Consider the following 12,555-nt stretch of genomic DNA (forward strand, 5'->3'; position numbering starts at 1 on the left):
TGAAGCTTCTGTAGCGAGTGCGGGGGTTGCCCTGAAAAGGGTCAAGAGAAGGTAAAGGAAGTAGCGGCGGCTGGCTGGAACGCGACTCTCCGCTTGCTGTCTCCCGGCCGCCCGGCCGGGCTTCGGCAGGCTGTTCGGCCCCTGGCACACCGGAATCCGGCCGCGGGACGCGCCTTCCCGGTCAGCCGCGACGCAGCAGCCGGGAGGCGCCGGCCGCCACGGTCGTGGCCAGTATCCATCCCAGCATGACGAGGGCCGCCGCCGCCCACTGCCAGCCGCCCTCCATCCGCCAGTAGCCGTCCTGCCCCAGATTGATCACCGGCACCAGCAGGTCCAGCGCGTACAGCGCGGCGTTCCACTGCGGATACTCCTCCTGCTTGATCGACGCCGGGTGGTGCTGCGAGAAGGCCACCGCCCCCGCCGCCCACAGCACCGCCATCCACACCAGCGCCCGGCCCGGCCGGTAGCCGTACGCCACCGTCCAGTCCTGCAGGTAGCCCCAGATCCTGCCCGCCGGAGGCAGCGTCTCGCGCCTGCGCCGCTGCTTGGCCAGCAGCACCTCGCGGGCGTCCGCGTCCTCGCCGCAGTTGCGGAGCACGGTGGCGAGACGCTCGTACGGCTCCGGTACGTACTCCGGTGTCGCCGCCAGCACCCATTCCAGACGCCGGGAGAGCGGGAAATGGCCGTAGGGGACGAGGTTCTCGTACACGAAACCGCCCATCGCCAGACCGCCGGGCCCCGGCCAGCTGGTCGACACGTCGATCAGCGTGACGACCTTCGCGCCGTTCAGCACGACCCGGCCCTCCAGCGGGCGCTCCGCGTTGAACCGCAGCTCCGGCGTGACGATCCGGCGCAGCGACAGCTCCTCCTGCCCCACCAGCACGAACCGGGCCTTGTGCAGGTCCACCGCGTCCCCGAAGCGCCCGTCGTCGAGCCTTACGGCGCCCCGGCACTCGAAGACCTGCGCCCGGGTCCCGGGGGCCGGGCCCGCTCCGTGGGCGATGCCGTACGGCGGGGTGGTGCCCTGGTTCCCGGTGTCGATGCTCACCCACGCCTCGGTCATGTACAGCGTGCGCTCCACGCTCAGCTGCGGGGCGTTCAGCGCCCGCCGCCCGTCCGTGGCGCGCAGCCGGCTGCCGCGCAGGCTCAGCGAACCGCCGACCTTCGCCCCGCGCAGGCTCAGCTCGCCGCGTGTGTCGATCATCTCGGCCTGCAGGTCCTGGGCGACACACATCCCGTCACCGACGAAGGCACGGCCCCGCCGGTCCGGGCCGGCGGAGAGCTGGTTGATCAGCAGGTCGGTGCCGATCTGGGCGTCGGTCAGCCGGATGCCGCGCTCGAACCGGCACCGCGGCAGGTGCAGGTCGCCCTCCGTGTGGAGCCGGGCCGCGTCCAGCCTCGGCACCGCGCAGCCCGCCAGCCGCAGCGTCGTGAAGTGGCACTCGGGCAGCACCACCTCCTGCTCGAAGCGGCAGCCCGTCAGCTCGACGTACGGCGAGACCCGGCCGCCCGCCAGGTCGAGCTTCCCCGTGATGCGCACGCCGCGGAGCTTCAGGGCGGCCACCCGCCCCGGCCGGGCGGGCGGCCCGCTCAGCAGCAGCCGCGCCACCGTCCGGGCGCCGACACTGCGCTCGGGCCCCCAGACGTGCGGCGCGAACGGATCGTCGCGCACCGGATCGTGGGAGCGCAGATCATAGGTCGTGCCGTTCCGGAAGGACTGCCACATACCGAGCTCCGCTGCGCTGAGCCCGTCCGGAATCTCGCCGTCGTGCGGCTCGGTCACTGCCGTTACCTCCGCCTGCGCGGATCGTCCGCGCTTCGTACAACCGTTCTTCCCACTGTGTGACGACGTGAACGCTAATAGTCAGCAGTGACAGCCGGGGCATGTATCAGCCAGTGATACGGGCGACCGGACGCCTGAACCGGTCTGAGAGAATTGCGGTGTGATCTCTCGAATCGATCTGCGCGGCACCGCCCTCCCCGAGGGCGGCGCCCTGCGCGACCTGCTGCCCCGTGCCGAGTTCGACGTGGAAGCCGCCCTGGAGACGGTGCGGCCGATCTGCGAGGACGTACGCCATCGTGGCTCCGTGGCAGTGATCGACTGGGGAGAGAAACTCGACGGCGTGCGCCTCGGCTCGATCCGGGTCCCCGCCGACGCGATCACCGGGGCGCTGGAGCAGCTCGACCCCGCCGTGCGGGCGGCGCTCGAGGAGTCCGTCCGCCGCGCCCGCCTCGTCCACCGCGAGCAGCGCCGCACCACGCACACCACCCAGGTCGTCCCCGGCGGCACGGTCACCGAGAAGTGGGTGCCCGTCGAGCGCGTCGGGCTGTACGTCCCCGGCGGACGCTCGGTCTACCCCTCGTCCGTCGTGATGAACGTCGTTCCCGCCCAGGAGGCCGGTGTCGAGGGCATCGCCGTCGCGTCCCCGCCGCAGAAGGAGTTCGGCGGCCTGCCGCACCCCACGATCCTCGCCGCCTGCGCCCTGCTCGGCGTCGACGAGGTGTACGCCGCCGGCGGCGCCCAGGCCGTCGCGATGTTCGCGTACGGCACCGAGGACTGCCTGCCCGTGAATCTCGTCACGGGCCCCGGCAACATCTACGTCGCCGCCGCCAAGCGCCTCCTCAAGGGCCGCATCGGCATCGACGCCGAGGCCGGCCCCACCGAGATCGCGATCCTCGCCGACGCGAGCGCCGACCCGGTGCACGTGGCCGCCGACCTGATCAGCCAGGCGGAGCACGACCCGATGGCCGCCGCCGTCCTCGTCACCGACTCCGAGGAGCTCGCCGCCGCCACCGAGGCCGAGCTGACGCCCCAGGTCGCCGCGACCAAGCACATCACGGACCGGATCGAGCCCGCGCTGGCCGGCCGCCAGTCCGCGATCGTCATGGTCGACGACCTGGAGGACGGCCTCAAGGTCGTCGACGCGTACGCCGCCGAGCACCTGGAGATCCAGACGGAGAACGCCGCCGCCGTCGCCGACCGGGTCCGCAACGCCGGTGCGATCTTCGTCGGCCCGTGGTCGCCCGTCTCCCTCGGTGACTACTGCGCCGGCTCCAACCACGTCCTGCCCACCGGCGGCTGCGCCTGCCACTCCTCGGGCCTCTCCGTGCAGTCCTTCCTGCGCGGCATCCACATCGTCGACTACACCCGCGACGCCCTCGCCGAGGTCACCCACCACGTGGTGACCCTCGCCGAGGCGGAGGACCTCCCCGCCCACGGCGCCGCGCTCAAGGCCAGGTTCGGCTGGAAGGTTCCGCAAGCGTGAGAGACGACACCAACGCCTGGGACGCGCTCCCGATCCGCGACGAGCTGCGCGGCCAGTCCCCGTACGGGGCGCCCCAGCTCGACGTGCCGGTCCGGCTGAACACCAACGAGAACCCGTACCCGCTGCCCGACGCGCTCGTCGACCGCATCGCCGAGCGGGTCCGCGAGGCCGCCCGCGACCTCAACCGCTACCCCGACCGTGACGCCGTGGAGCTCCGCACCGAGCTCGCCCGCTACCTCACCCGCACCGCCGGGCACGAGGTGGCCGCGGCCAACGTGTGGGCGGCCAACGGATCCAACGAGGTCCTCCAGCAGCTGCTGCAGACCTTCGGCGGCCCCGGGCGCACCGCGATCGGCTTCGAGCCCTCGTACTCCATGCACGCCCTCATCGCCCGCGGTACCGGCACCGGCTGGATCTCCGGGCCGCGCAACGAGGACTTCACCATCGACGTGGAGGCCGCGAAGAAGGCCATCGCCGAGCACCGGCCCGAGGTCGTCTTCATCACCTCGCCCAACAATCCCACCGGCACCGCCGTGGACGCGGACACCGTCGTGGAGCTGTACGACGCCGCGCAGGCCGCCCGGCCGTCGATGGTCGTCGTCGACGAGGCGTACGGCGAGTTCAGCCACCACCCCTCGCTGCTCCCGCTGATCGAGGGCCGCCGCCACCTGGTGCTCTCACGCACCATGTCCAAGGCGTTCGGTGCCGCCGGTCTGCGCCTGGGCTACCTCGCCGCCGACCCCGCCGTCGTCGACGCGGTCCAGCTGGTGCGGCTGCCCTACCACCTGTCCTCCGTCACGCAGGCCACCGCGCTCGCCGCCCTCGAGCACACGGATACGCTGCTCGGGTACGTCGCGCAGCTCAAGGGCGAGCGCGACCGGCTGGTCGACGGGCTGCGGGAGCTCGGCTTCGACGTCACCGACTCGGACGCCAACTTCGTGCAGTTCGGCCGCTTCGCCGACAGCCACACCGCCTGGCGGCAGATCCTCGACCGCGGCGTCCTGGTCCGGGACAACGGCGTGCCGGGGTGGCTGCGGGTCTCCGCGGGGACCCCGGAAGAGAACGACGCGTTCCTCGATGCGGTGCGCGAACTGAAGAAGGAGCACGACGCATGAGCCGCGTAGGCAGGGTGGAGCGGACCACCAAGGAGACCTCCGTACTCGTCGAGATCAACCTCGACGGGACCGGCAAGGTCGATGTCGCGACCGGGGTCGGCTTCTACGACCACATGCTCGACCAGCTCGGCCGCCACGGACTCTTCGACCTCACGGTCAAGACCGAGGGCGACCTGCACATCGACTCGCACCACACCATCGAGGACACCGCCCTCGCCCTCGGCGCCGCCTTCAGGCAGGCACTCGGCGACAAGGTCGGCATCTACCGCTTCGGCAACTGCACCGTCCCGCTGGACGAGTCGCTCGCCCAGGTCACCGTCGACCTCTCCGGCCGGCCCTACCTGGTGCACACCGAGCCGGAGAAGATGGCGCCGATGATCGGCGAGTACGACACGACGATGACCCGGCACATCCTGGAGTCCTTCGTCGCCCAGGCGCAGATCGCCCTGCACGTCCACGTCCCGTACGGCCGCAACGCCCACCACATCGTGGAGTGCCAGTTCAAGGCGCTGGCCCGCGCCCTGCGGTACGCCAGCGAGCACGACCCGCGTGCGGCCGGCATCCTTCCGTCCACGAAGGGCGCCCTGTGACCGGCCTCAACACCGTTCTGATCGTCGTCGGCCTCTTCCTGGCCGGCGGCGTCTACTCCTTCTGGAAGCAGGGCATGCCCAAGGGCGTCGTCGTGCTTCTCGGAATCGGCTCCGTGATGTGCCTGGTCGCAGGCGTCATGCGGATCCAGGGACTCTGGGACTGAGGTAGAGGACAGTGAGCGACAAGAAGAAGGTCGTCGTCTTCGACTACGGCTTCGGCAACGTACGGTCCGCCGAGCGGGCCCTCGCCCATGTCGGTGCGGACGTGGAGATCACCCGCGACTTCGACGCCGCGATGAACGCCGACGGGCTGCTCGTCCCCGGTGTCGGTGCCTTCTCCGCCTGCATGGACGGGCTGAGGAAGGCGCGCGGGGAATGGGTCGTCGGCCGCAGGCTGGCCGGCGGACGCCCCGTCATGGGCATCTGCGTAGGCATGCAGATCCTGTTCGAGCGCGGCATCGAGCACGGAGTCGAGACGGAGGGCCTCGACGAGTGGCCCGGCACCGTCGGCCCCCTCCAGGCCGACGTCGTCCCCCACATGGGCTGGAACACCGTCGAAGCCCCGGAGGACTCCCAGCTCTTCGCGGGCCTCGGCCCCGAGGCCCGGTACTACTTCGTGCACTCCTACGCGGCGCACGACTGGTCCCTCGAAGTGACCAACGCCAAGATCCGTGCGCCCAAGGTCACGTGGGCGACGCACGGAGAACGGTTCGTGGCCGCCGTGGAGAACGGCGCCCTGTGGGCCACCCAGTTCCACCCCGAGAAGTCCGGCGATGCCGGCGCCCAGCTGCTGACCAACTGGATCGAGACGCTGTAATGCCGAAGCTTGAACTGCTCCCCGCCGTCGACGTCCGTGACGGCCAGGCCGTCCGCCTCGTGCACGGTGAGTCCGGCTCCGAGACCTCCTACGGCTCCCCGCTGGAGGCCGCCCTCGCCTGGCAGAGCGCCGGCGCCGAGTGGCTGCACCTCGTCGACCTGGACGCCGCCTTCGGCACCGGTGACAACCGGGCGCTGATCGCCGAGGTGGCCGGTGCCATGGACATCAAGGTCGAGCTCTCCGGTGGCATCCGCGACGACGCCTCGCTCGCCGCCGCCCTCGCCACCGGATGCCGCCGCGTGAACCTCGGCACGGCCGCCCTGGAGAGCCCCGAGTGGGTCGCCAAGGTCATCGCCGAGCACGGCGACAAGATCGCCGTCGGCCTCGACGTCCGCGGCACCACCCTGCGCGGCCGGGGCTGGACCCGCGACGGCGGCGACCTCTACGAGACGCTCGCCCGCCTCGACTCCGAGGGCTGCGCCCGCTACGTCGTCACCGACATCGCCAAGGACGGGACCCTGCAGGGCCCCAACCTGGCGCTCCTGCGGGACGTCTGCGCCGTCACCGACCGGCCCGTCGTGGCCTCCGGTGGCGTCTCCTCGCTGGCCGACCTGCGCGCGATCTCGCTCCTCGTCCCCGAAGGCGTCGAGGGCGCGATCGTCGGCAAGGCGCTGTACGCGAAGGAGTTCACCCTGGAAGAGGCCCTCAAGGCGGTCTCCGGATGACGGACTCCGTAGTACGCCGGGTCTCCTCGGGCGGCCCCTGGGAGGAGAAGTTCGGCTACTCCCGCGCGGTCCAGCTGCCGAACGGACTCGTCCTGGTCTCCGGTTGCACGTCCGTGGTCGACGGCCAGATCGCGGCGGGCAGTCCGTACGAGCAGGCCGTCGCCTCCTTCCAGGTCGCCTTCGACGCCCTGAAGCAGGCCGGCCTCGGCCGCGAGGACGTGGTCCGCACCCGCATGTACATCACGCACGCCCGGGACGTCGACGAGGTGGGCCGCGCCCACAAGGAGCTGTTCGACGACGTGCGCCCCGCCGCCTCCATGATCATCGTGTCCGGCTTCGTCGATCCGGGACTGGTCGTCGAGGTCGAGATCGAGGCCTACCGGGCAGGTGCGCGATGACACTCGCCGTACGCGTCATCCCCTGCCTGGACGTGGACAACGGCCGCGTCGTCAAGGGCGTCAACTTCCAGAACCTGCGGGACGCGGGTGACCCCGTCGAGATGGCGAAGCTGTACGACGCCGAGGGCGCCGACGAGCTGACCTTCCTCGACATCACCGCGTCCAGCGGCGACCGGGAGACCACGTACGACGTGGTCCGGCGCACCGCCGAGCAGGTCTTCATCCCGCTCACGGTCGGCGGCGGTGTCCGCACCCCCGACGACGTGGACAAACTGCTGCGGGCCGGGGCCGACAAGGTGGGGGTCAACACCGCCGCCATCGCCCGTCCCGACCTCATCAGGGAGATCGCCGAACGCTTCGGGCGCCAGGTGCTCGTGCTGTCCGTCGACGCCCGGCGCACCCCCGAGGGCACCTTCGAGGTGACGACGCACGGTGGCCGCAGGGGCACCGGCATCGACGCGGTCGAATGGGCGCACCGCGCCGCCGAACTCGGGGCGGGCGAGATCCTGCTCAACTCGATGGACGCCGACGGCACGAAGGACGGCTACGACACCGAGATGATCAAGGCGGTACGGGCCCACGTCACCGTGCCCGTCATCGCCTCCGGCGGTGCGGGCCGGCTCGCGGACTTCCCGCCGGCCGTCGAGGCGGGCGCCGACGCCGTCCTGGCCGCGTCCGTCTTCCACTTCGGTGACCTGCGCATCTCCGAGGTCAAGGACGCTCTGCGGGAGGCCGGGGCACCGGTCCGCTGACCCGGCCCCGGGGGAGGGCCGGTCGCCAAGACCGGTGATCTCGCCGATGTGCGCGCACGGGGTGCACCGCGAAAGTGGCGACCGCCAACGAATGACGGCGGTACCCACGCGGTGCACCCCGAGGACCCCTCACGCGGGGGCTGAGGGTTGCCGCGGTCGTGGTTCCGCCACAACCGAGAGGACCCCCCTCGTGCAGCAGCTCCTCCCCTCCGGCGACATCTCCCCGCGCCGTCACCGCATCTCCAAGGGCCGCTCACGCACCATCAAGGGCGCGCTGGCCGCCGCTGCCGCCACCGCCGGTCTGCTCACCGCGCTGATTCCCGGGGGCGCCCAGGCCGCCGACAACCCGTACGAGCGCGGTCCGGCCCCCAGCAACGCCAGTATCGAGGCGAGCCGCGGCTCGTACGCCACGTCGCAGACCTCCGTGTCCTCCCTGAGCGTCAGGGGCTTCGGCGGCGGCACGATCTACTACCCGACGTCCACCTCGGACGGCACCTTCGGCGCGGTCGTCATCGCGCCCGGCTTCACCGCCTACCAGTCGAGCATCGCCTGGCTGGGACCGCGCCTCGCGTCCCAGGGCTTCGTCGTCTTCACCATCGACACCAACACGACCTCCGACCAGCCCGCCAGCCGCGGGGACCAGCTGCTCGCCGCGCTGGACTACCTCACCGCAAGCAGCTCGGTGCGTACCCGGATCGACTCGTCCCGGCTCGGCGTTATGGGCCACTCCATGGGCGGCGGCGGCACGCTCGAAGCCGCGAAGGACCGCCCCTCGCTGCAGGCGGCGATCCCGCTGACCGGCTGGAACACCGACAAGACCTGGCCCGAGGTGAAGACCCCGACCCTGGTCATCGGCGCGGACGGCGACACGATCGCCCCGGTCGCCACCCACTCGAGCCCGTTCTACAACTCCCTGCCCAGCTCGCTGGACAAGGCGTACCTGGAGCTGCGGGGGGCCACCCACTTCACCCCCAACTCCTCCAACACCACGATCGCCAAGTACAGCATTTCCTGGCTGAAGCGCTTCATCGACAACGACACCCGCTACGAGCAGTTCCTCTGCCCGCTCCCGTCGGCGAGCCTGACGATCGCGGAGTACAGGGGCAACTGCCCGCACACCTCCTGATCACGGGGGGACACGGGGCCGGGCCGCGCACGCGGTCCGGCCCTGCGGTGCGCCCGGGGGGCGGGGCGCGGTGCTCAGTCCAGGGACAGGAACCGGGTGAGGGCCCCGGCGAATCCGGGATCGCGCACGGCGCTCAGATGGTCCCCCGGCAGCGCCGTCAGTTCCGCCCCCGCGATCGCGTCGGCCAGCACCCGGGGCCGGACCGCGAGGGGATCGTCCTGCCCGGCGAGCACGAGCGTGGGGACCTTGATCCGCTCCAGCGGCAGCGCCCCCCGGTGCACGCGACGTATCTGCGCGGCGAGCGCGAGGCGGTCACCGCCCGCGGTGTCGGCGAGGACACGGAAGGCCCGGGTCCGTCCGGGGGCGTCCGCCGCGTCCTCGGCTGTGAGTGCCGCAGACACCAGCTCCGGAGGCACGGCCCGGGTGTCCAGTCCGCCGACCTCCACCGCGCCCGCCCCGATCCCGCCGACCACCAGCCGGCCGACCCGCGCGTCCTCGGCGCACACCAGCAGCGCCACCACGGCCCCCATCGAATAGCCCACGACGTGCACGCGGTCCGCGCCCGTACGGTCGATCAGCAACCGCACGTCACGGGCCATCAGCGACTCGCCGTAGTACCTGTCGTCGTGCGGCTTGTCCGAGTCGCCGTGACCGCGCGCGTCCAGTGCGTACACCCGGCGCCCCCGCGCGACCAGCGCCTCGACGACCCCCGGGCCCTCCCAGTTCAGCCGGGAGTCGGCGGCGAAACCGTGCAGCAGCACCACCGGCGGCAGGGTGGTGTCCGGGTTCCGTGACCAGGAGCGGTACCGCAGGGTCAGACCGTCGTGTGTCCGCAATTCGTCAGTCATGCGCCGACGTTACGGGCGCGGCACCGCTGATCGGCCCGGGACTGTGCTCCCGCACAGCGCGCGGCGCCCCGCGTTGGGAGCCCGCACCGTAACGGGGCACCCCGCCGGACGGTGCGGACGCGCATCTTCCGGCGCTGTTTACGTATCAGTAACGTGAGAAGCGTGACCCCATCGACGACCGTGCACAGTCCGTTCCGGCTGTACGGCCGCAGCGGTGAACTCGCCGTTCTGGACGCCCTGTCGAGCCGACTGCGGGCGGGGGACGGCGGAGCGCTCGTGCTGACGTCCCCGCCCGGTCTCGGCCGCACCGCCCTCCTGCGCAGGGCGGTCACCGACTACCGCGAAAGACGCGACGGGCCCGTCCTGTACGCCGCCGCGGCCCCCACCGAACAACGGCTGCCCTACAGCGGACTGCACGCCCTGCTCTGTTCCGCCACCGGCCCGCTGCCCCTCGCGCCCGACCGGATCCTCGGCTCCGGCATCACTCCGGGCGGCCTCCTCGGCCTGCTGAAGGGTCTGGGCGCCGAACAGCCCCTGCTGGTCTGCGTGGACGACGCACACGCCTGGGACCCCGACTCCCGGGCCGCGCTCGGCTTCGCCGCCCGCAGGCTGGGCGCCGGCAGCCGGGTCGCCGTGGTGATCGGCGCCGCCGACGAGACAGGCTTCGCCGGGCTGCCCGCCCTGCGCCTCGGCCCTCTGGACGACGACGCGACGGCGGCGCTGCTGGACCGGCTCACCGAAGGCGCGGGAGAGGTCGACCCCGTCGTGCGCAGCGAACTCCTGCGCGAGGCCGCCGGGAACCCGCGACTGCTGACCGGGCTCGCCGGCCGCCTCACCCCCGACCAGCTCGCCGGTCGTACCGCGCTGCCGTATCCCCTGCCGGGCGCCGAGAGCGTCCTCGACGCCCACGCGGCCCACCTCGACGGGCTCTCGCCGGACACCCACACCCTGCTCCTGCTGGCCGCGGCGGCGGAGGAGCACGAACCGGAGGGAGCCGGCGCGGACGCCGCCCTGCTCCTGCGGGCCGGGGCCCGCGCCGGGCTGGCCACCGCCCACCTCGACCGGGTGCTGTTCGCGCCCACCGGGAGCGCGGGCGCCCTCCAACGTGCGGGCAGCCGCGTGCACTTCAGCCACCCGCTGCTGCGCCGGGCGGTCCTGCACCGGGCCCCGCCCGGGCGGCGCAGGGCCGTACACGAACTGCTCGCCACGCTGCTCACCGGCCCCGGCGCACCCCCGCTCCCCGCCCTCGTCCAGCGGGCCTGCGCCGCACCCGGGCCGGACGCCGCCCTCGCCGGGCAGCTGGAGGCGGCGGCCGTGGCCCCCCGCCCGCACGCCGAGCGGTCCGCCGCGCTCGCCCGCGCCGCCGCGCTCTCCACCGACGACGCCCGGCGTGCGGCACGCTTCACCGCGGCGGCCGACCAGGCCAGGCTGGCCGGCGACACCGGCAGGGCCCGCGCCCTGCTGGCCCGCGTCGGCGCCCACCCCGCCGGCGGCGGGGCACCGTACGTACGGGGCATGCTCGCCCTGGGCGACGGGCCGGCCGCGGACGCCCGCGAGGCCCTGCTGACCGCGGCGGCGCTGCTCGCCCCGCACGACCCGCACCGCACGCTGGACGCCCTGTTCGGTGCGGCGGAGGCCGCCTGGGACCTGGGGGACGCCATCGCGTACCTCGACGCCATGACCCGTATCCCCGTCGTCGCGACCGACCGGGCCATGGCCCAGTACCGCGCCGGCATGTGTGCCGTGCTCGGCGGCCACACCGACCGCGGCCACGCGCTGCTGCGGTGCTGCCTGGACCGCTCCGACCGCGCCGACGATCCGGGTGAGCTGCTCCGGGCGGGCGCCGCCGCCCTGGTGCTCGGCGAGGTGGAGGAGGCGTGCCGGACCGGTGCGCGGGCACTGGCCGCCGTCCGCACCCGGGGCCCCGACGCCCTGCTGCCGCGCGCCCTCGAACAGCTCGCCTACGCGGAACTGCGCGTCGGCCGCCATGCCAGGGCGCGGGCCCACGCCCTCGAGGGGCTGCACGCGGCCCGGCGTACCGGTCAGCCCAACGCGGCCACCCATCTGCACGCCGTCCTCGCCCTCTCCGCCTCCGTGGAGGGGCCCGCCGAGGCGTGCGCCGCCCACGCCGACGCGGCCCTCGCGGGTGCCGGGCCGCACGGCCTGACCCAGGCGGCGACTCTCGCCACCTGGGCGGTCGCCCGCGCGGACCTGGCGGCCGGGCGGCCCGGCGAGGCGGCGGCCCGGCTCGGGCCGCTCGTGAGACCCGGACCGAGGACGGGGCACTTCGCCACCCGGCTGCTGGCCGTGCCCTGTTACGTCGAGGCAGTGGTGCTTTCGGGTCGCGCAGACAACGAGGCGGAGGAACTCGCTTGCGCCGTGCGGGAATTCACGCTGTGGACCGCGCGAACCACCGACCCCCAGGTCCCCGCCCAGCTGGCCCGCTGCCGGGCCCTGCTGGCACCACCCGAGGAGGCCGCGGCGTGGTACGAGGAGGCCCTGGCCCACCACGACCGCGCCGGGGGCGACTTCGAGCGCGCCCGCACCCAGCTGCTCCACGGTCAGTCCCTGCGCCGCCGGCGGCGCACCCGGGAGGCGCGCGGCCCGCTGCGCGACGCCCTCGTCGCCTTCGAGCGCTGCTCCGCCCGGGCCTGGGCCGACCGGGCGGGCGGGGAGCTGCGGGCGGCCGGGGAGGCGGTGGACGTGCCGGACCAGGGCAGCGGGGACCCGTTGGCCGGACTGACTCCGCAGCAGCAACGGATCGCCCGCTGCGTGGCGGAGGGCGCGACCAACCGCGAGGTGGCCGTGCGGCTCTCGGTGAGCCCGCGGACCGTCGACCACCACCTGCGCAACGTCTTCGCCGCGCTGGGCATCCGGTCCCGCACCGAACTCGCCCGGCTGCTGGACCGGTAGAGCGG

The 12,555-nt window shown here is 73.2% G+C and carries 12 protein-coding genes; 10 read left to right on the forward strand and 2 right to left on the reverse strand.

Annotated features, from left to right (window positions below):
• Window positions 1-181: 181 nt before the first annotated feature.
• Window positions 182-1,783: an oxidoreductase gene (locus QFZ58_RS27010; protein ID WP_307127495.1), complete on the reverse strand. Its 1,602-nt coding sequence runs from the start codon at window positions 1,781-1,783 to the stop codon at window positions 182-184.
• A gap of 160 nt (window positions 1,784-1,943) precedes the next feature.
• On the opposite strand from QFZ58_RS27010, the gene hisD reads away from it, so the two are divergent.
• The 9 genes from hisD (at window position 1,944) to QFZ58_RS27055 (ending at window position 8,789) form a co-directional block, all read left to right on the forward strand.
• Window positions 1,944-3,266, forward strand: a complete 1,323-nt coding sequence (gene hisD, locus QFZ58_RS27015) for a histidinol dehydrogenase (protein WP_307127496.1) — start codon at window positions 1,944-1,946, stop codon at window positions 3,264-3,266.
• The gene (locus QFZ58_RS27020; protein ID WP_307127497.1) at window positions 3,263-4,381 is read left to right on the forward strand and encodes a histidinol-phosphate transaminase; all 1,119 of its coding nucleotides are present in this window, start codon (window positions 3,263-3,265) and stop codon (window positions 4,379-4,381) included. The genes hisD and QFZ58_RS27020 overlap by 4 nt, the downstream gene beginning before the upstream one ends.
• Entirely contained in the window at window positions 4,378-4,971 is a 594-nt protein-coding gene (gene hisB, locus QFZ58_RS27025) for an imidazoleglycerol-phosphate dehydratase HisB (RefSeq protein ID WP_099176212.1), read from the forward strand. The genes QFZ58_RS27020 and hisB overlap by 4 nt, the downstream gene beginning before the upstream one ends.
• Entirely contained in the window at window positions 4,968-5,135 is a 168-nt protein-coding gene (locus tag QFZ58_RS27030) for a hypothetical protein (protein WP_028440214.1), read from the forward strand. Before hisB ends, QFZ58_RS27030 begins: the two co-directional genes overlap by 4 nt.
• An 11-nt stretch (window positions 5,136-5,146) precedes the next feature.
• A complete protein-coding gene (hisH, locus tag QFZ58_RS27035) occupies window positions 5,147-5,788 on the forward strand; it encodes an imidazole glycerol phosphate synthase subunit HisH (RefSeq protein ID WP_307127500.1) in 642 nt (213 codons plus the stop codon).
• Window positions 5,788-6,513 (forward strand): bifunctional 1-(5-phosphoribosyl)-5-((5-phosphoribosylamino)methylideneamino)imidazole-4-carboxamide isomerase/phosphoribosylanthranilate isomerase PriA, encoded by a 726-nt coding sequence (gene priA, locus QFZ58_RS27040; protein WP_307127501.1) that lies wholly within the window; start codon window positions 5,788-5,790, stop codon window positions 6,511-6,513. Before hisH ends, priA begins: the two co-directional genes overlap by 1 nt.
• On the forward strand, window positions 6,510-6,911 hold the full coding sequence (locus QFZ58_RS27045; RefSeq protein WP_307127502.1) for a RidA family protein: 402 nt from the start codon (window positions 6,510-6,512) through the stop codon (window positions 6,909-6,911). The genes priA and QFZ58_RS27045 overlap by 4 nt, the downstream gene beginning before the upstream one ends.
• Window positions 6,908-7,663, forward strand: coding sequence for an imidazole glycerol phosphate synthase subunit HisF (gene hisF / locus QFZ58_RS27050; RefSeq protein ID WP_307127504.1), 756 nt, complete (start codon window positions 6,908-6,910; stop codon window positions 7,661-7,663). The genes QFZ58_RS27045 and hisF overlap by 4 nt, the downstream gene beginning before the upstream one ends.
• Before the next feature lie 190 nt (window positions 7,664-7,853).
• Window positions 7,854-8,789, forward strand: a complete 936-nt coding sequence (locus QFZ58_RS27055; protein ID WP_307127506.1) for a serine aminopeptidase domain-containing protein — start codon at window positions 7,854-7,856, stop codon at window positions 8,787-8,789.
• Between the two features lie 74 nt (window positions 8,790-8,863).
• Here QFZ58_RS27055 and QFZ58_RS27060 read toward each other — a convergent pair whose 3' ends face one another.
• A complete protein-coding gene (locus QFZ58_RS27060) occupies window positions 8,864-9,637 on the reverse strand; it encodes an alpha/beta fold hydrolase (protein WP_307127507.1) in 774 nt (257 codons plus the stop codon).
• A 162-nt stretch (window positions 9,638-9,799) separates the two neighbouring features.
• Between QFZ58_RS27060 and QFZ58_RS27065 the strand changes: the two genes are divergently transcribed.
• Complete coding sequence (locus QFZ58_RS27065; protein WP_373428594.1) at window positions 9,800-12,550, forward strand: LuxR C-terminal-related transcriptional regulator; 2,751 nt, start codon at window positions 9,800-9,802, stop codon at window positions 12,548-12,550.
• Window positions 12,551-12,555: the final 5 nt, after the last annotated feature.

The sequence above is a fragment of the Streptomyces sp. B1I3 genome (genome assembly GCF_030816615.1).
Taxonomy (GTDB): Bacteria; Actinomycetota; Actinomycetes; order Streptomycetales; family Streptomycetaceae; genus Streptomyces.